General features: G+C 63.3%; 18 protein-coding genes. 10 read left to right on the forward strand and 8 right to left on the reverse strand.

The features are described from left to right. Nucleotides 1-19: 19 nt before the first annotated feature. A complete protein-coding gene (locus EEB15_RS04305; protein ID WP_141508297.1) occupies nucleotides 20-583 on the forward strand; it encodes a DUF1439 domain-containing protein in 564 nt (187 codons plus the stop codon). 21 nt (nucleotides 584-604) lie between these two features. On the opposite strand, the gene EEB15_RS04310 is transcribed toward EEB15_RS04305, so the two are convergent. The 4 genes from EEB15_RS04310 to EEB15_RS04325 all read right to left on the reverse strand — a co-directional run bounded on the left by EEB15_RS04310 (nucleotide 605) and on the right by EEB15_RS04325 (nucleotide 4,946). Continuing rightward, the gene (locus tag EEB15_RS04310) at nucleotides 605-1,525 is read right to left on the reverse strand and encodes a hypothetical protein (RefSeq protein ID WP_141508298.1); all 921 of its coding nucleotides are present in this window, start codon (nucleotides 1,523-1,525) and stop codon (nucleotides 605-607) included. A gap of 79 nt (nucleotides 1,526-1,604) precedes the next feature. Further along, the gene (locus EEB15_RS04315; RefSeq protein WP_141508299.1) at nucleotides 1,605-2,048 is read right to left on the reverse strand and encodes a nuclear transport factor 2 family protein; all 444 of its coding nucleotides are present in this window, start codon (nucleotides 2,046-2,048) and stop codon (nucleotides 1,605-1,607) included. A gap of 135 nt (nucleotides 2,049-2,183) precedes the next feature. Beyond that, entirely contained in the window at nucleotides 2,184-3,851 is a 1,668-nt protein-coding gene (locus EEB15_RS04320) for an AAA family ATPase (protein WP_199236451.1), read from the reverse strand. Nucleotides 3,852-3,980: 129 nt separating this feature from the next. Next, complete coding sequence (locus EEB15_RS04325) at nucleotides 3,981-4,946, reverse strand: AEC family transporter (RefSeq protein WP_141508301.1); 966 nt, start codon at nucleotides 4,944-4,946, stop codon at nucleotides 3,981-3,983. A gap of 146 nt (nucleotides 4,947-5,092) precedes the next feature. Between EEB15_RS04325 and EEB15_RS04330 the strand changes: the two genes are divergently transcribed. The 3 genes from EEB15_RS04330 (at nucleotide 5,093) to EEB15_RS04340 (ending at nucleotide 8,139) form a co-directional block, all read left to right on the forward strand. Beyond that, a complete protein-coding gene (locus EEB15_RS04330) occupies nucleotides 5,093-7,189 on the forward strand; it encodes an ATP-dependent helicase (RefSeq protein WP_141508302.1) in 2,097 nt (698 codons plus the stop codon). Beyond that, entirely contained in the window at nucleotides 7,186-7,617 is a 432-nt protein-coding gene (locus EEB15_RS04335) for a hypothetical protein (RefSeq protein WP_141508303.1), read from the forward strand. The genes EEB15_RS04330 and EEB15_RS04335 overlap by 4 nt, the downstream gene beginning before the upstream one ends. A gap of 108 nt (nucleotides 7,618-7,725) precedes the next feature. Continuing rightward, nucleotides 7,726-8,139, forward strand: a complete 414-nt coding sequence (locus tag EEB15_RS04340) for a hypothetical protein (protein WP_141508304.1) — start codon at nucleotides 7,726-7,728, stop codon at nucleotides 8,137-8,139. Between the two features lie 35 nt (nucleotides 8,140-8,174). Here the strand turns inward: EEB15_RS04340 and EEB15_RS04345 are convergent, their stop codons facing one another. Further along, nucleotides 8,175-8,966, reverse strand: a complete 792-nt coding sequence (locus tag EEB15_RS04345) for an exodeoxyribonuclease III (RefSeq protein WP_141508305.1) — start codon at nucleotides 8,964-8,966, stop codon at nucleotides 8,175-8,177. 22 nt (nucleotides 8,967-8,988) lie between these two features. Here EEB15_RS04345 and pyrE point away from each other — a divergent pair, with 22 nt between their 5' ends. Both pyrE and EEB15_RS04355 read left to right on the forward strand, forming a co-directional pair. After that, complete coding sequence (pyrE, locus tag EEB15_RS04350; protein ID WP_141508607.1) at nucleotides 8,989-9,660, forward strand: orotate phosphoribosyltransferase; 672 nt, start codon at nucleotides 8,989-8,991, stop codon at nucleotides 9,658-9,660. 9 nt (nucleotides 9,661-9,669) lie between these two features. Continuing rightward, nucleotides 9,670-10,338 carry a DUF4124 domain-containing protein gene (locus EEB15_RS04355; protein ID WP_233259349.1) on the forward strand — a complete coding sequence of 223 codons (669 nt, stop codon included), beginning with the start codon at nucleotides 9,670-9,672 and terminating at the stop codon, nucleotides 10,336-10,338. Nucleotides 10,339-10,414: 76 nt separating this feature from the next. On the opposite strand, the gene gatB is transcribed toward EEB15_RS04355, so the two are convergent. Genes gatB through gatC form a run of 3 tightly spaced genes read right to left on the reverse strand, consistent with a single transcriptional unit; the run spans nucleotide 10,415 to nucleotide 13,621 of the window. Beyond that, on the reverse strand, nucleotides 10,415-11,860 hold the full coding sequence (gene gatB, locus EEB15_RS04360; protein ID WP_141508306.1) for an Asp-tRNA(Asn)/Glu-tRNA(Gln) amidotransferase subunit GatB: 1,446 nt from the start codon (nucleotides 11,858-11,860) through the stop codon (nucleotides 10,415-10,417). A gap of 1 nt (nucleotide 11,861) precedes the next feature. Further along, nucleotides 11,862-13,325, reverse strand: a complete 1,464-nt coding sequence (gatA, locus tag EEB15_RS04365) for an Asp-tRNA(Asn)/Glu-tRNA(Gln) amidotransferase subunit GatA (protein ID WP_141508307.1) — start codon at nucleotides 13,323-13,325, stop codon at nucleotides 11,862-11,864. After that, nucleotides 13,322-13,621, reverse strand: a complete 300-nt coding sequence (gene gatC, locus EEB15_RS04370; protein ID WP_141508308.1) for an Asp-tRNA(Asn)/Glu-tRNA(Gln) amidotransferase subunit GatC — start codon at nucleotides 13,619-13,621, stop codon at nucleotides 13,322-13,324. The genes gatA and gatC overlap by 4 nt, the downstream gene beginning before the upstream one ends. A gap of 136 nt (nucleotides 13,622-13,757) precedes the next feature. Here gatC and EEB15_RS04375 point away from each other — a divergent pair, with 136 nt between their 5' ends. From EEB15_RS04375 to mrdA, 4 genes are all read left to right on the forward strand, one after another. Continuing rightward, complete coding sequence (locus tag EEB15_RS04375; protein ID WP_141508309.1) at nucleotides 13,758-14,801, forward strand: rod shape-determining protein; 1,044 nt, start codon at nucleotides 13,758-13,760, stop codon at nucleotides 14,799-14,801. 101 nt (nucleotides 14,802-14,902) lie between these two features. After that, nucleotides 14,903-15,835: a rod shape-determining protein MreC gene (gene mreC / locus EEB15_RS04380; protein ID WP_141508310.1), complete on the forward strand. Its 933-nt coding sequence runs from the start codon at nucleotides 14,903-14,905 to the stop codon at nucleotides 15,833-15,835. After that, a complete protein-coding gene (mreD, locus tag EEB15_RS04385; protein WP_141508311.1) occupies nucleotides 15,832-16,350 on the forward strand; it encodes a rod shape-determining protein MreD in 519 nt (172 codons plus the stop codon). Before mreC ends, mreD begins: the two co-directional genes overlap by 4 nt. 48 nt (nucleotides 16,351-16,398) lie before the next feature. Continuing rightward, entirely contained in the window at nucleotides 16,399-18,444 is a 2,046-nt protein-coding gene (mrdA, locus tag EEB15_RS04390; protein ID WP_141508312.1) for a penicillin-binding protein 2, read from the forward strand. Nucleotides 18,445-18,506 lie beyond the last annotated feature (62 nt).

Consider the following 18,506-nt stretch of genomic DNA (forward strand, 5'->3'; position numbering starts at 1 on the left):
CAGGCACAGAATGGCGACCATGAATCGAAGACTGCTGTTGGTGGCCGGCACCTGGCTCGCGCTGGGTGGCTGCTCGGTCGCATCGCGCGCGCAGGCGCAACCCATCTACAAGGTGACGCTCGATCAGCTGGAGCGCGTGCTGGCACGCCGCTTCCCGCTGCGCTACCCCGTCAGCGGCCTGCTGCAGATCGAGATGCGCCAGCCGCGCCTTCGCCTCTTGCCCGAGCAAAATCGGCTGGGCAGCGAACTGCCGATCGAGGCGGCGGGCCCCGCCTTGCGGCGCCCCTACTCTGGCAGCGTGGATGTCGACTTTGCGTTGCGCTATGAAGCCAGCGACCAGTCGATCCGCGCGCACGGCATCCGTGTGAACGCCGTGCATGTGGAAGGTCTGGGGCGCGACGCGGCCCGGCTGATCGACGGCTACCTGCGGCAGCTGTCGGACCAGGCGCTTGCGGAGGTGGTGGTGCACAAGCTGCGCCCGGAAGACCTGGCGCTGCCGTCGACGATGGGCCTGGAGCCCGGCAGCATCACCGTTACGCCGCAAGGGCTCGTGATTGGGTTTGTTTCCAAACAGCCGGCTTAGGGTCGCCCCATCCGGACATCGCTACTTATAAGGCCAGCAAAGCACCTTGCTCAAGAGCGGGTCGGAAGTGAACTTGTTCCGATCCACGGACTTCAGCGAGCGCAATGCGTTCTGTGCACCGAGAGGGTTTGATGTCGTGCACGCATCCGCGGCAGCAGTGAGCTTCACCGCAGCAGATTCATCATTGGTAAGCGCGTGCTTCTCTGGACCGAACAAGTTGGATATGCCGTCGAACTTCACAGGTTCGAGCCTTGCGCGGTAGAGATTTGAAGGCTGGTGGATTTGCGCCTCGAACACCACTGATCGGTAACCATTGCGAGCGACCTCAACGTTATATTTTCCATAAGGGAGTTCGAACTTGGAACTCTGGCGCGCGTTGGCATTGATCACCGGCGCGCCCGTTCTGGCGTCGTAGATGTAGATACGGGTGTCCGGGGCGTCTGAGTCCTGGATACCATGGACCGCAAGCCACAACTCGCCACGATCCCGATCACTGTTTTGGGTCTGCGCATGCGCGCTCGACAACCAGAAAGTGGCCCGTGCGGCTGGCTGACCCGTCGTCTCCAAGGTGGCTTGCTTTGCCCCTGGCACGGACGGCGGTTTGACCAGCGCGTTGAGCATCGCCAACACGCCGGCTCCAAGGATGAACGCTTCTTTGGCCTCACGCGGCTTGTATGCGAAAGTGACCAGCGCGGAAAATAGACAGAAGAAGACCAGGGCAAGAACGAACCAGATACCGGCTTGATCGCTGCCGGCAAATACACGGGAAAACCAGCCGCCCGTCTTTATAAGGACCGCCGCTTTCTCGTTCATGACTCCGTCAAACACCGTGACAGCCGCAGCGGCGCCCATCGAACAGATGTAGATGGAGATGCCCAGCGGCAAGTCGGCTGTACGCGCCGCTCCCTGCTTGTCATCCCCGCGATCGGACTCGTTCCCCATGATGGCGCTCCTTTTGGGCTCTACGACCCTCAGGCTGTACCTTGCCAAAGTCCGGCCGCCTTCGCACCCACCGAATTGATTAGGGAAAAACCCTCGCTTCGCCTGGATCGGCAAGGATTTGGCGCGCGCCCCGCTGGGTGTCCATGTACTCGCGCATGCGGTAGATGCGGCCATCTTTCACTTCGATCACGAAGCAGTAGTCGTTGTCGTAGTGGCCGCCGTTGGAGAGCGTGCCCTGGAAGCGTGTCTCCAGCACAGCGACGGCGCCTTCGGCTGTCAGGCTCCGGGGCGTGGACTGCACGTCGCCGACGAAGAGCGTCTGAAGTTCGCGCGACAGGAACCGTACGATCGTTGTCCGGTCCAGGACGAAGTCGGTGTAGCCCAGCGCTGCGCCTGTGGCATTGCCGGGCGGCGCGAACCACTTAGCGTCTTCGGTGAATACGGCTTCGATTTGCGCGGCGTCACGCGTGCCGAAAGCCTTCCATGCGTTCTTGACGATGTCTTTGGTGGTGTTCGAATCCATGAGGGCTCCTTGGTGTGAAGTCTCATGATCGGCTGCGGCAGGCGGCTTGGCTGGCTGTTTTCGGACGCATGCATCCGGGCCCTACGAGCCTCCAAGAAGTGAAGGCGGTCATCGCAAAACCCTAATCCAGAACGCCTATGCGACAAGCGCTCTCACCTTGTTGACAAAACCGGAGTAGTTTGCGAACGATGCCGCATCGTTAAGAGCGAGAATCTTATCAAGAAACTTTTTCTTGTTGAAGATCCGTTCAGTCTTAGTCCCTCCATACTCTATATCTATCGTCCTTGTTTCGTAAACGTCGTCGGTGAACAAGCCCGGATCGTATAGGTTTTCGATCCCCTTCTTGGCGAGGCCATTTCCGCCCCAGACCGGAAGCGCGTAGGTGTGAAATGCATCGGTTTCAGCAATCGCCGATACCAAATCAGCAGCATCGCAGTCCCAGACGAAAAGGAAACTCCCGGCGTGGCTACCGCTCCGCATGACTTCAAATGCATTTTTCAGTTGTTGGCTGCCTGTACGATCCTCCGCCCCACTTATTACGCCGACCTTGTCGATCAGATCAGGGGCCAAGATAGACAACGCCTTCCTCAAGTGCTCCGTATTTTTGCCTTCGGTGACTATCTGAAGACCCGTACTTGTCAGTTTTGCAAGCAACCCCTCGTACATCTCGCGAAACCTCTCGTTCTGGTGAATCATCAGTTCGTAGACTTCGACAAGCTGTGGATCCGTCATGGGGGTAATAGCAAGACCGGTCTGAATGTCAATTGCGCGGGTTCTTTCCGAACACGTTTCTGCCAGACCCATGTGTAGGAAAGGGGAATGAGAGCTCACGAGAAATTGAATCTTGGGAAACAGTTCAAGTAGTCGGGGGAGAGCCTCCTTCTGAAGCTTTATGTGAAGGTGCTTGTCGATCTCGTCAACCAATACAATTCCGGTTATCTCCTCGAGCTTAATGTTGGTCGCATTTAAATCAGCGATCCGGCAAATTTCGCCGAACAAGCAAAGCAGGGCCGCCTCCCCGGATGACAGTCGAAACAGATTGGGGTACAGCATAGTCGGATCCGGTTCGTCGGTGACGATCTGCAATCGCGTCGCTCCCATATTGCGCTGCCCGACACCCAAGCGAACAGGTCTATTCAACTTTGGCTCAAGAATTTCACATAGTATCTTGTTGATATTGCCGAAGGTAGCTGCGTTTCCCGTTTGGGTGTATTGGAGATCCAGCGTGACATCCATCAACCAGTTCGTCAGCAATGGCAGGCATCCTGTGCTTTCAAGTGGTCGCCCTAAGCGCCCCGAATAGGGGCTCTGCTTTGTGAACTGCGGCTCTTGCTGATGGGTGTAACGCAAATAGGACGGGACTTCAAAGCGGTACGGTGGAAAGTACGCGGTGACGTTTTTTCCAAAAATCTCATGCGCGCGTTCACGGGTGAGCTTTGGTGAGATCGCCTTGGCGGCACCCAATTGCTTGACACTGTTGGCCAGATGCTCCTCGTAAGGGATTACTTCTTCCAAAGCAACTGCGGCAGCGTACTCTGCTTCGGTACAAGGCCCTCGGACATCTGAAAAATCAATGACGTCTGCGCCCTCCATGAAGCGCATATAGACGATAGAGGGTTTGCTCCTATCAACTGCGTCGAGTGGGCTAGACAGGCGAAAGTAGGCTTTCGAGTCGCTTGCCACGTCGGTATAGTAGTTTTTGGTCATCTCATAGAAGGCGTCCACTATGTACGACATTAGCGTGGTCTTGCCCCGGCCGTTTATTGCGGATAGCAAGGCGATTTCTTTCTCGAAGAACTTCAAGCGCAGATTTCCAAACGGAGCGCGATTCCAGATAACTATCTCGCTTAAATGCATTGTTCCTCCAGAAACATTTGTGCGTACATCCTAAAGGCACGCACGTGGACTTGCATTTTTTAGCCTTCACGCCACTCAGTGCAGCAAAGCGACCGCGCCAGAGAACGTGAAGAACGCCGCCGCCGTGGTCAGCAGGATGATCCTGGCGATCCGCCCTGTATCGGCGCCGAACCGCTCTGCCAACAACGCCACATTGCTCGCAGAAGGCAAGGCCGCCACCAGCACCATCACCGTCAGCGCGAACTTGCCCAGCGGCAGTCCTAGCGCAATCGCGATGCTGCCCACACCCCACACCAGCACCGGGTGCACCAGCAGCTTGAACAGCGCGACCGGCACAAAGTCGCGCCAGGGCATCGGGTCATGCTCTTCCAGTGCCGCGACGTATTGCGACCGGGCCAGCACCGCGCCGATGGTGAACAGCGCCACGGGTGACGCCGCGTCCGCGAGGAGGCCGATGGTCTGCGCTACGGGCTTGATCGGCTCCAGCTGCAATGCGGACGCCACGCCGCCCAGCACGATGGCCCAGGGCATTGGGTTGAGCGCGACGCCTTTCAATGCGTTTGTCGCTGCCTTCGCGGCGCCGTGTTCATCGGCGCCGTCCAGGCGGGAGAGCGCGATGCACAGCGAACTAGTGACGAGCAGGTCGACCAGGATGGTGAGGATCGCCGGCCCCGCCGCTTGCGCGCCGAGCAGTGCCACCAGCAGCGGCACGCCCATGAAGCCGGTGTTGGGAAAGGCCGCGACCAAGGCGCCGAAGGACGCATCGTTCCACCCGATGCGCGAGTTGCGGCTGGCCCAGACCACGAAAGCCACCATCGCCAGCGCACACAACATGTAGACCGTCACCGCTGCCGCATCCAGCAGCTGCGCGATGGGCGTGCTGGCACCGAATCGGTACAGCATGCAGGGCAGCGCGAAGTACAGGACGAAGGTGTTGAGCCCCGGGATCGCGTCCAGCGGCAGCATGCGCCGTCGCGCCGCGACGTAGCCGCACAGCACCAGGGCGAAGAAAGGGAAAGTGACCAGCAGGATGGCGAGCACGAAGATATTGTCGCTGCTTGTGCAATATCTCTCGCAGCGGTGCGGTGCCCTCACCCCAGCCCTCTCCCAGAGGGAGAGGGCGCGACATCCCCGGTATGATTCGGCGGCTTCCTCCGCTGTCCCTCCCCTTCCCTTTTCCCCCCCGAATGTCCGCCGGCCTCAACTTTGCCCAGCAGGAAGCTGTGAACTACATGCACGGGCCCTGCCTGGTGCTGGCGGGCGCGGGCTCCGGCAAGACGCGCGTCATCACGCACAAGATCGGGCGGTTGATCACGGCGGGGTTGGAGGCCAAGCGCATCGCGGCCATCACCTTCACCAACAAGGCGGCTGCGGAGATGCGCGAGCGGGCCAAGAGCCTGATCGGGCGCGAAGCCCGAGACGTGCTGATCTGCACCTTCCACGCGCTGGGCGTGCGCATGCTGCGCCAGGACGGCGCTGCGCTGGGCTTGAAGCCGCAGTTTTCGATTCTCGACAGCGACGACGTGACCAGCATTTTGAAAGACGCGGGCGGCAGCACCGACGCGGCCACAGCGCGCCAGTGGCAATGGGCGATCAGCCTGTGGAAGAACATGGGGCTGAATGCCGCGCAGGCCGAGGCCCAGGCCAAGGACGACAACGAGCGCGTCACGGCGCGCATCATGGCGCGCTATGAAGAGCGCCTGGCGGCTTACCAGAGCGTGGATTTCGACGACCTGATCGGCCTGCCGCTCAAGCTCTTGCAGCAGCACGCCGAGGTGCGTGAAAAGTGGCAGGCGCAAATGGGCCACGTGCTGGTCGACGAATACCAGGACACCAACGCCACGCAATACGAGGTGCTCAAGCTGCTCGTCGGCGAGCGCGGCCGCTTCACCGCGGTGGGCGACGATGACCAGTCGATCTACGGCTGGCGTGGCGCGACGCTGGACAACCTGAAGAAGCTGCCGCTGGATTTCCCGCAGCTCAAGGTGGTGAAGCTGGAGCAGAACTACCGCTCTACCAGCGCCATCTTGCGTGCGGCCAACAACGTGATCGGGCCCAACCCCAAGCTGTTCCCGAAGACGCTGTTTTCGGAACTGGGCGAAGGCGAACCGGTGCGCGTGGTCGATGCCGACAACGAGGAACACGAGGCCGAGCGCGTGGTCGCACGCATCCAGTCGATTCGCGCCAATGGCCTCGGCCAGGAGTGGAAGGAGTTCGCGGTGCTCTACCGCGCGAATCACCAGGCCCGCATCTTCGAGCAGGCCCTTCGCAAGGCCCAGATTCCGTACAAGGTGTCGGGCGGGCAGAGCTTCTTCGACCGCGCGGAGATCAAGGACCTGTGCGCCTGGTTCCGCCTGTGGATCAACAACGACGACGACCCGGCCTTCCTGCGCGCCGTGACGACGCCCAAGCGCGGCATCGGCCACACGACGCTGCAGAACCTGGGCACTTTCGCCAGCAAGTACAAACTGAGCCTGTTCGAAGCGCTCTTCTCCAACTCGCTGGGTGCGGCCCTTCCGGCCAAGGCCGTGGGCAGCCTGCACGAGTTCGGCCGCTACGTGAACGACCTGGAATTCCGCGCCCGCCACACGCATGGCGCCGTGGACTCTCGCGCCTTCATGCTGGAGTGGCTCAAGGACATTGACTACGAGAAGCACCTGTACGACGGCGAGGACAGCGAGAAGGTGGCGGCCAGCCGCTGGACCAACGTGCTGGACTTCTGCGACTGGATGTCGCAGCGTGCGGGCGGCGAGATCGACGACACGGCGGGCGTGACGACCACGAGCGAGAAGAAGAGCCTGCTGGAAGTGGCCCAGACCATCGCCCTGCTCTCGACCATCAGCGAGCGCGAGCAGGACCAGAACGTGGTGACGCTGTCGACGCTGCACGCCTCCAAGGGCCTGGAGTGGCCGCACGTGATGCTGGTGGGCGTGACCGAGGGCATGCTGCCTTTCAAGCTCGGTGACGAAGACAACCCGACCGGCCGCGCCGATGGTCCGATGAGTGAAGGCATCCTGCAGCGGCTCCAGGAAGAGCGCCGATTGATGTATGTGGGCATCACCCGCGCGCAGCGCTCGCTGGCCGTGAGCTGGACCAAGAAGCGCAAGAAGGGCCGCGAGATGATCGCGGCGCAACCCAGCCGCTTCATCGCGGAGATGGCGTTGGAGAAGCTCACGACCAAGGAAGACCCGCGCGAGAAGCTCAAGGCCCTGCGCGCGGAATTCGCCAAGAAGGCGCTGGACACGGCGGCGGCCGCGGCCGCTGCGGCAGCGAGCGCGCCATGAAGCGTCGCGCCTCTCGGCTTCTCTTCGTCCTGGCGATGTCGGCCTGCGGCTTGGCGAGCGCACAGGACGTCGGCAGATCGGTCGCCGTTGCGTGTCCGAAGGCCCATGAAGTCACGCACGCCCACCTGCTGGGCATGTGGCGGGCCGAGTTCGACGGCCTCGCGCAGGGCGCCACGCTGCTGCTGGAAAAGCATCCGGAACTCGGCGAGAGCGTGCGCGGGCGCATCAACCGCAATGGCGAACGCGCTGAAGTGGCGGGCGATGTGGACGAGGGCGAATTCACACTGGAAGAATCCGAGAACGGCGTCAACATCAGCGCGACCTGGATGGGTGACGTGGTGGAAGGCTCGTGCGGCCGCGAGATTCGCGGCACCTGGCAAGCGGAGCGAGACCGGCGATCCCACAGCTTCGTGCTGCGCAAGATGTAGCTTGCCCGCGAGCCTTTCGCGGTGCCGGGTTGTGTCTCTTGACCCCGCCTTCGAAGTTTGTCACGCTCATCCACAAGCCCCGCGCCGGGGCCCCGACAAGGAGCCCGCATGAACATCCGGATAGCGCTTGCTGCCCTGCTCGTCTTCGCGCCCGCGCTGGCATGCGCCCAGAGCGTGTTCGACGGCAGCTGGATGGTCCAGAAGGAAGACAAGACCCTGGACCTCAATTCGGTCGTGACGTTCAAGGTGGGCCGGGAGGTGGCCGAACTCTCGACGCTCAGCGGGATCACCTACAAGGCCAAGCTCAATGGCGCCGATGCCAAGGTGGAAGGCGACCCGAAGACCACCACCGTTTCGGTCACCCGGCCCAGCAAGAACGTGCTGCTCGAGATATCCAAGCGGGACGGCAAACCGTGGCTTTCCATGCGCATGGCGGTCGAGCCCGACGGCAAGACCGCGAAGGTCACCTGGAAGAACCTGAACACGGACAAGGGCGGCAGCTACGAGATGGCCAAGCAGTAGGCCTGGGCGTCGTCGGATAAGAGTCGCCGTCGCGCTCAGATCGCGAAGTCGTACTCCACCGTGATGGGCGCGTGGTCGGAGAACTTTTCTTTCCTGTAAATCGCTTCCGTGCGCGCCAGGCGGGCCGTCGCGGGCGTGGCCAGGTGGTAGTCCAGCCGCCAGCCCACGTTGTTCAGGTAGGCCTGGCCGCGGTTGCTCCACCACGTGTAGCACTCTTCGGTCGTATCGGGCTTGAGATGGCGATAAACGTCGACCAGGCCCGTTTCGTCCAACAATTTTGTCATCCAGGCGCGTTCCTCCGGCAGGAAACCGCTGTTTTTCTTGTTGCTGCGGAAGTTCTTCAGGTCCTGTTCCTTGTGCGCGATGTTCACATCGCCGCACAGGATGAACTCCCGCTGTGACTTCAGCCGCGCGAGGTATGGGTCGAACTCATCCAGGAAGCGGAACTTGGCCTGCTGCCGCTCTTCGCCCGATGAGCCACTGGGGAAATAGCAGCTGATGACCGAGAACTTTCGCTGGGGCGTGTCGAAGCGCAGTTCGACATAACGGCCCTCGGCGTCGAACTCCTTGGAGCCGTAACCCACGACCACGTCGCTGGGCGCATGCTTCGTGTAAACCGCGACACCGGAATAGCCCTTCTTCTGCGCGTAATGGAAGTGTCCCTTCAGCCCGGCCATCTCCTCGAAACGCCCCTGGACGTCGGCGGCCTGGGCCTTGACTTCCTGCAGGCAAATACAATCCGGCTTGGTTTTTGCAAGCCATGCCTCCACACCCTTGGTCGCGGCCGAACGGATCCCGTTCATGTTGAGGCTGGTCAGTTTGAACAAGGAATTTCCCATGGCTTTCGGTATGACGGACCAGGATCAACTGGCCCAGGATTTTGTGCAGTTCTCGGTGGATTCGGGTGTGCTGCGCTTCGGCCAATTCAAGACCAAGGCGGGCCGCCTTTCCCCCTACTTCTTCAACGCCGGCCTCTTCGACGACGGCGCCAAGCTCGGGCGGCTGGCGCAATTCTATTCACAGCGCATCTTGGCCTCGAACATCGAATTCGACATGATCTTCGGCCCGGCCTACAAGGGTATTCCCCTGGCCGCCGCGGTGGCCATCGAACTTGCGCGTCTGGGGCGCAATGTGCCTTACGCGTACAACCGCAAGGAAGCCAAGGACCACGGCGAAGGCGGCACGCTGGTGGGCGCGCCGGTTCAAGGCAAGGTGCTGATCGTGGACGACGTGATGTCGGCGGGCACGGCGGCGCGCGAATCGATTGCCATCATCCAGGCCGCGGGCGCGGTGCCGCACGCGGTGGCCATCGCGCTGGACCGGCAGGAGATGGCCACGGAGAACGGAAAGGACGTCGCGCACAGCGCCGTGCAATATGTCCGCGACCAGCTGGGCCTGCACGTTTGCGCGATTGCGCGGCTCCAGGATTTGCTCCAGTATCTCAAGAACCACAGTGGCGAAGGCCTAGGCGCGTACCATGAGCAGGTACTCGCTTACAGGCAACGCTACGGCGTTGACTAAGGACCGATCGTGCCAGGCTCGGGACGCGACATCGTTGCCGCATTGCTGTTGGGGGCCGTGTGCATGCAGGTCTCCGCGCAAGGCATCTTCACGTGCGTCGACGCCAAGGGCCGCCGCCTGACGGCCGACCGTCCCATCCCGGAGTGCACGGACCGCGAGCAAAAAGAGCTCAACCCCACCGGCACCGTCAAGCGCAAGATCGGCCCCGTGCTCACGGCGGACGAACGCGCGGCGGAAGAGGAGAAGAATCGTAAGGCGCTCGAGGAGCGCAACCGCCTGGCCGAAGAAAAGAAGCGGGACCGGGCCTTGCTCATACGCTACCCCGACCAGCGCGCGCACGACAAGGAGCGGGTCGGCGCGCTCGCCGTTGCCGACGACGCTATCGTCCTCGCAAAGAAGAATGTGGAAGATCTTGCCAAGCAGCGCCGCAAGCTGGAGACGGAGCTGGAGTTCTATCAGAACAATCCGTCCAAGGTGCCGGGCATGCTGAAGCGCCAGGTCGAGGAAAACAACGAGCACACCGAAGCGCAAAAGCGCTTCATCGCGAACCAGGACAAAGAGAAGCTGCGCATCAACGCGCGCTTCGACGACGAGCTGGTGAAGCTCAAGCAGCTGTGGGCGCAGCGCGGAACGCCGCCTACGGCGGTGGGCGCAGCGTCCGCGCCGGCGAAGCGTTAGCTGTCCTTGTCATTGCGGACTCGATCCGCCATCCATGCATCGCTTGCCTAGACCGTGGGCGTGATCGGGGCGGCAATTACTCCGCGAGCTTTTTCCGCAGGAGGTCGTTCACTTGCGTCGGGTTGGCTTTGCCTTTGCTCGCCTTCATGGCTTGGCCCACGAGGGCGTTGAACGCCTTCTCCTTGCCGGCCTTGAATTGCGCGACGTTGTCGGGGTTGGCGGCGATCACTTCGTCGATGATTTTCTCCAGCGCGCCGGAGTCCGACATCTGCTTCAAGCCCTTGGCTTCGATGACCGCGTCGACGTCCTGCGCTTCGCCACTCCACAGCGCGTCGAACACCTGCCGCGCGGCGTTGTTGGAGATGGTTCCGTCGGCGATGCGCGCGATCAATGACGCGAGCATCGCTGATGTGACGGGCGTCTGTTCGATCGACACCTCGCCGGCATTGATGCGCCGCGACAACTCGCCCATGATCCAGTTGCTGGCCAGCTTGGGCTGGTCGCTGGCCTTGGCCGCGGCTTCGAAATAGGCGGCCATCGCCTTGCTCTGCGTCAACGTCGTCGCGTCGTACTCCGGCAGGCCATAGTCCTTCACGAAGCGCGCGGCCATCACGCGCGGCAGTTCCGCCATCTCGCTGCGCACGCGCTCCACCCATTCGGGCGCCACCACCAATGGCGGCAGATCGGGGTCGGGAAAGTAGCGGTAGTCCGCGGCGTCTTCCTTTGTGCGCATCGCACGCGTCTCACCGGTGTCGGGGTCGAACAGCACTGTGGCCTGCTGGATCGCGCGGCCGTCTTCGATTTCTTCGATCTGCCACCGGATCTCGTAGTCGATCGCCTGCTGCATGAACTTGAAGCTGTTCAGGTTCTTGATCTCGCGGCGCGTGCCCAACGGGCCACCGGGCTTGCGCACCGAGACGTTGGCGTCGCAGCGGAAGCTGCCTTCCTGCATGTTGCCGTCGCAGATACCGATCCACGTCACGATCTTGTGCAGCTCTTTGGCGTATGCCACGGCTTCGTCGGACGAGCGCATGTCGGGCTCGGTCACGATCTCCAGCAGCGGCGTGCCGGCGCGGTTCAGGTCGATGCCCGACTGGCCGATGAAATCTTCATGCAACGACTTGCCGGCGTCTTCTTCCAGGTGCGCGCGCACCAGGCGCACCGACTTCTTCTCGTCGCCAAGGTAAAACTCGACGCTGCCGCCTTGCACCACTGGAATCTCGAACTGGCTGATCTGGTAGCCCTTGGGCAAATCGGGATAGAAGTAGTTCTTGCGCGCGAAGATGCTCTTGGGCGCAATGGTCGAATTGACGGCGAGGCCGAACTCGATGGCGCGTTCCACCGCGCCCTTGTTCATCACCGGCAGCGTGCCCGGCAGCGCAAGGTCCACCGCGCAGGCCTGTGTATTGGGCTCGGCGCCGAAAGCCGTGGGCGCGCGGCTGAAGATCTTCGATTGCGTGGACAGCTGGGCGTGCGTCTCGAAGCCGATCACGACTTCGTAGCCCTGGATCAATTTGCTCATCTCAGTATCCCTCCGGCTTGCGGAGGTGGAAGTCGGTTGCTTGCTGGAAGCGGTGCGCGGCGTTCAACAGCTTGCCTTCGGCGAAGTAGTTGCCGAGCAACTGCAAACCCACCGGCATCTGCGCATCGCCGAAGCCCACGGGCACGCTCATGCCGGGCAGACCCGCGAGCGAACCCGGGAGCGTGAAGATGTCGGCCAGGTAATCGGCCAGCGGATCGTTGCCGTGCTCGCCGAGCTTCCACGCGACCGTCGGCGCGACCGGGCCGGCGATGACGTCGCATTGCTTGAACGCCTGCTGGAAATCGTCGGCGATCATGCGGCGGATCTTCTGCGCCTGCAGGTAATACGCGTCGTAGTAGCCGTGCGACAGCACGTAAGCACCGATCATGATGCGGCGCTTCACTTCGTCGCCGAAGCCTTCGGCGCGCGTCTTCTTGTACATGTCGAGCAGGTCGCCGTGCTGCTTCGCGCGATGGCCGAACTTCACGCCGTCGAAGCGCGAGAGGTTGGACGATGCTTCGGCCGGCGCGATGATGTAGTACACGGGGATCGCGAGCTCGGTGCGCGGCAGCGACACTTCCAACAGCTTCGCGCCGAGCTTCTGGTATTCCTTCAGCGCGTTGTCGATGGCGGCGCGCACGTCGGGCGCGAGGCCTTCACCGAAGAACTCTTTCGGGATGCCGATGCGCAGTCCTTCGATCGAGCCGTTCAAGGATTTCGTGAAGTCTTCCGCCGGCACGTCCAGCGACGTGGAGTCGCGGTCCGGGTCAGGCCCGCACATCGCCGACAGCAAGAGCGCGCAGTCTTCGGCCGTGCGCGCCATCGGGCCGGCCTGGTCCAGGCTGGAGGCGAACGCGATCATGCCGTAGCGCGATGCGCGTCCATACGTGGGCTTGATGCCGGTGATGCCGCAAAACGATGCGGGTTGACGGATCGAACCACCGGTGTCGGTGCCGGTCGTCGCGGGTGCGAGACGCGCCGCCACCGCCACCGCGCTGCCGCCCGAAGACCCGCCAGGGATGCGCGTGATGTCCCACGGATTCTTCACGGGCTTGAAGGCGGAGTTTTCATTGGACGAGCCCATGGCGAACTCGTCGCAATTCAATTTGCCCAGCGTGACCACGCCGGCGCGCGCCAGGTTCGCAACCACAGTTGCGTCGAACGGCGAGCGATAGTTGTCGAGTATCTTCGAGCCTGCGGTGCTCGGAAAATCCTTCGTGACGAAGATGTCCTTGTGCGCCATGGGCACGCCCGCCAGCGCACCGGCCTGGCCGCGCGCGATCTGTTCGTCGGCGGCGCGGGCCTGCGCCAAGGTGGCGTCTTCATCGGTCGACAGATAGGCACCCAGCGACTCATACGCCTTGCCGCGTGAGAGAAAGTGCTTTGCCGTTTCGACCGCGGAAACTTCTTTCCCGCGCAGCTTCCCGGCCAGCTCGGAGACCGTCAAATCCTGCAACGCGCTCATTCGATCACCTTCGGCACCAGGAACAGGCCGCGCTCCACCGCGGGTGCGCTGCGCTGGTTCGCCTCCCGGTTGTTCGGCTCGCTGGCCACGTCTTCGCGCAGGCGCAAAGCGACGTCCTGGATGGCGGCGACGGGGTGGGCCAGAGGCTCGACGCCTGAGGTATCCACAGCCCCAATCTTCTCCACGATGTCGAAGAAGCCGTTGATCTGGGTCAGCATGCGCTCGCTCTCGGATGGGCTCAACTCCAACCGGGCGAGGTTGGCGATCCGGGCGATGTCTTGGGAGGTCAATGCCATGGCGGAAAAAAGAGGTGTAACTCGGCGGTTTTGGCCCGTGGAAGGCCAGTTATTCACAGGGGATCGGGTATTATCCCGCCTTTAGTGCAGTGGCCGCGGAAGCGGCCTTTTTCGCAGAAGAAACGAGGACTTCCTGATGTTCGGAGCTTTCCGTCGGTATTTTTCGACCGACCTGGCCATTGACCTGGGCACCGCCAACACCCTGATCTTTGTGCGCGACAAGGGCATCGTTCTGGATGAACCCTCGGTGGTGGCGATCCGCCACGAAGGCGGCCCCCAAGGCAAGAAGACGATCCAGGCCGTCGGCCACGAAGCCAAGGCCATGCTGGGCAAGGTCCCGGGCAACATCGAGGCCATCCGTCCGATGAAAGACGGCGTGATCGCCGATTTCACCGTCACCGAGCAGATGCTCAAGCAATTCATCAAGATGGTCCATCCGCGGTCCGTCCTGAAACCGTCACCACGCATCATCATCTGCGTGCCCTGCGGTTCCACGCAAGTCGAGCGCCGCGCCATCCGTGAATCGGCGCTGGGCGCCGGCGCGTCCGAGGTGTACCTGATCGAAGAACCGATGGCCGCCGCGATCGGCGCCGGCCTGCCGGTGTCGGAAGCCTCCGGCTCGATGGTCGTCGACATCGGCGGCGGCACGACGGAAGTCGGCGTCATCTCGCTGGGCGGCATGGTCTACAAGGGCAGCGTGCGCGTCGGCGGCGACAAATTCGACGAAGCCATCATCAGCTACATCCGCCGCAACTACGGCATGCTGATCGGCGAGCCCACCGCCGAAGCGATCAAGAAGAACATCGGCTCGGCCTTCCCGGGCAGCGAAGTCAAGGAAATGGAAGTCAAGGGCCGCAACCTCTCCGAGGGTGTGCCGCGTTCCTTCACGATCTCCTCCAACGAAATCCTGGAAGCGCTGACGGACCCGCTGAACAACATCGTCTCGGCGGTGAAGAACGCGCTGGAGCAGACGCCGCCGGAACTGGGCGCGGACATCGCCGAGCGCGGGATGATGCTCACCGGCGGCGGCGCGCTGCTGCGCGACCTGGACCGCCTGCTGGCGGAAGAAACGGGCCTGCCCGTGCTGGTGGCCGAAGACCCGCTGACCTGCGTGGTGCGCGGCTGCGGCATCGCGCTGGAGCGCATGGAACGGCTGGGAAGCATCTTCACGAGCGAATGATTGTCTTGTCCCCTCTCCCTTTGGGAGAGGGTTAGGGTGAGGGCGCACCCGCCGGCCCTCACCCCAGCCCTCTCCCAAAGGGAGAGGGAGCGGAATCCAAAATGCCTCTCGGCACTCTCGACCGCAACCCGCCACCCTTCTTCAAGCAGGGCCCCTCCGCCCTGTCGAAGCTCATGGTGTTCAGCGCGATCGCGTTGTTCCTGATGGTGGCCGACACGCGCTTTCGCATCGGCCAGCCGCTGCGCGCTGTGGTTGGCACCGTCCTGTACCCGGTCCAGTGGGTTGCGATGCGGCCGGTGTTCCTGGCGCGCTACGGCGGGCAGTACTTCGAATCGCTCACGAGCGCTCAGGCGTCCGAGGCCGCGGCGCGGGCGAAACTCGCCTTGCAGTCGCAGCGGGCCAACCAGGTCGAACAGCTGGCGCTGGAAAACGAGCGGCTTCGCAAGTTGCTGCAGTTGCGCGAACGCGTGACCACGCCCGGCGATGCCGCCGAAGTGCTGTACGACGCGGCGGACCCGTACACCCGCAAGGTGATCATCGACAAGGGCCTGGCCAATGGCATCGAAGCCGGCTCGCCGGTGATCGACGAATCGGGCGTGCTGGGACAGGTCACCCGGGTCCATCCGCTGATCAGCGAGGTGACACTGATCACCGACCGCGACCACGCGATCCCCGTGCTCAACGCGCGCACCGGCGCGCGCAGCGTGGCGTATGGGGACCCGTCCACGCACAGCGGCTCGCTGGAACTGCGCTTCATGGCCGGCAACGCCGATGTCAAGCCCGGTGACCTGCTGACCACCAGCGGCGTGGATGGCGTTTACCCCGCCGGCCTGCCGGTGGCGCGGGTGGAGAAGGTGGAGCGCCGGGCCGACTCCGGCTTCGCGCGCATCACCTGCTCGCCGCAGGCGCTGGTCAACGGCGCCCGGCATGTGATGGTACTCAAGGCAGGCGCGGCCAACCTGCCGCCGCGGCCCGCGCCCGAAGATACCAACGCGCCGGTGAAGAAGGGCAAGAAAGCGAGCCTCACGCCATGATCATGCGCCCCGGCCAGCAGCTGCTGCTGCCCGCCAACCCGTTCTTCATCTGGGCCACCCTCCTGCTGGCGCTGCTGTGCAACATGCTGCCGCTCGGCCGCACGCCGTGGATGCCCGACTTCCTCGCTCTGGTGCTGGTTTTCTGGAGCGTGCACCAGCCGCTGCGCGTGGGCATCGGCTCCGCGTTCTTCTTCGGCATGGCGATGGACGTGCACCAGTCGGCGCTGCTGGGGCAGCATGCGCTGGCGTACACCATCCTCAGCTTCTTCGCGATCACGATCCACCGGCGGCTGCTCTGGTTCAGTGTGCCTTCGCAGGCGCTGCAGGTCCTGCCATTGTTCGCGGCGGCGCATGCGGTCGAGCTCGCGGTGCGGATGCTGGCCGGCGGCGTGTTCCCGGGCTTTTCCATCCTGCTGTCGCCCCTCCTGGAAGCCGTGCTGTGGCCGGTGGTGAGCGTGCTGCTGCTCGCGCCGCAGAGGCGTGCGCCCGACCCCGACGCGAACCGGCCGCTCTAGAACTTTGCGCGTGACGACGAGTCGCACACATCCAGGCCGCCTCCACCCATGACCGAACTTCGCAACGTAGAAGCTGACCTTTCGAGGTTCCGCGTGCGCGTGTTCGTGGCCAGCCTGGCCGTGCTGGTGTGCTTCCTGCTGCTCGCGAGCCGCCTGGTCTACCTGCAGGTGTTCCGCCATACCGACCTTTCCGAGCAGGCCGAGAACAACCGCACGGCCATCGTCCCGGTGGTGCCCAACCGCGGCCTGATCCTGGACCGCAACGGCGTCGTCCTGGCCACCAACTTCTCGGCCTACACGCTGGAGATCACGCCTGCGCGCCTGAAGGTCGGTCTGGACAAGCTGGTCGAAGAGCTGGGCCAGGTGGTGGAGATCCAGCCGCGCGACAAGCGGCGCTTCAAGAAGCTCCTGGAAGAGTCGAAGAACTTCGAGTCGCTGCCGATCCGCACGCGCCTGACCGACGAGGAAGTGGCCCGCTTCGCCGCCAACAGCTGGCGCTTCCCCGGCGTGGACATCAAGGCGCGCCTGTTCCGCAGCTACCCGTGGGGCGAATTGGCCAGCCACGTCATCGGCTACATCGGCCGCGTGAACCAGGCTGAAAAGAAGGTGATCGAAGAGTGGCCCGAGGAGAAGCAGGCCAACTACCGCGGCACCGAATACATCGGCAAACTGGGCGTCGAGCAGAGCTACGAGGACCAGCTGCACGGCATCACCGGCGTGGAGCAGGTGGAAACCTCCGCCGGCGGGCGCGCCGTGCGCAAGCTGGCCAGCAACCCGGCAACGCCCGGGCACACGGTGGTGATGTCGATCGACATCAAGCTGCAGAAGCTGATCGAGGATCTGTACGGCGACCGGCGCGGCGCGCTGGTGGCGCTGGACCCGAAGACCGGCGAGGTGCTGGCCTTCGTGAGCAAGCCGACGTTCGATCCCAACCTGTTCGTCGACGGCATCGACAGCGAAAACTGGATCGCGCTTAACGAGTCGCTGGACAAGCCGCTGCTCAACCGTGCGCTGCGCGGCACCTACCCGCCCGGCTCCACCTACAAACCTTTCATGGCGCTGGCCGCGCTGGAGACCGGCAAGCGCACGCCGCAGCAGAGCATCTCGGACCCCGGCTTCTTCATGTTCGGCGGCCACCGCTTTCGCGACGACAAGGAAGGCGGGCACGGCTCGGTCGACATGTACAAGTCGATCGTCCACTCGTGCGACACCTACTACTACATCCTGGCCAACGACATGGGCGTGGATCTGATGCACGACAACCTGAGCAAGTACGGCTTCGGCTCACTCACCGGCATCGACATCCTGGGCGAGTCGCGCGGACTCCTGCCGTCGACGCGCTGGAAGAAGGCCGCGTACCGCAAGCCGGAGCAGCAGAAGTGGTACGCCGGCGAGACGATTTCGCTGGGCATCGGCCAGGGCTACAACAACTTCACGATGCTGCAGCTCGCGCTAGCCACGGCCACCGTGGCCAACGACGGCGTGAAGATGAAGCCGCACCTGGTCCAGAAGGTGATCGACGTCGTGACGCGTGCGCCGACCAGCGCGGTGCATGAGGTGGTGGGCGAGCGTGTCGCCAAGCCCGAGAACATCGAGATCATTCGCAAGGCGCTGGTGGGCGTGAACCTCGAGGGCACCTCGGCGAGGTCGTTCGCGGGCGCGCCTTACACCAGCGGCGGCAAGACCGGCACGGCGCAGGTGATCGCCATCAAACAAGGCGAAAAGTACAACGCCGCCTCCATCGACGAGCGGCACCGCGACCATGCGCTCTTCATGGCGTACGCGCCGGCCGAGGACCCGAAGATCGCCATCGCGATGATCGTCGAGAACGCGGGCTTCGGCGCGCAGAACTCGGCGCCGATCGTGCGCCGCGCCTTCGACTACTACCTGATGGGCCTGTATCCCAGCGCGGAAGACCTCGCGGCGGTCAAGCTCGGCAAAGCGACCACGCCCATCGGCAAGCAGCGCGGCGTCGAAGCCGCCTGGCCCGCGGCAGGCACGCCGGCCGCGGGGGCTTCCGCGCCCGTGTCACCAGCCTCGGCTGCTGCCGCGGCCGTGCCCGCGAGCGCCGCGGTCAAGACATCGGCGCGCTAGCGCGTCATCGCGGACTCCGATCCGCAACCCACGACTCTCATGGCTGTCATTGCGGACTCCGC

Origin of the sequence: Ramlibacter sp. WS9, assembly GCF_003797765.1 — a bacterium.
Lineage (GTDB): Bacteria > Pseudomonadota > Gammaproteobacteria > Burkholderiales > Burkholderiaceae_C > Ramlibacter.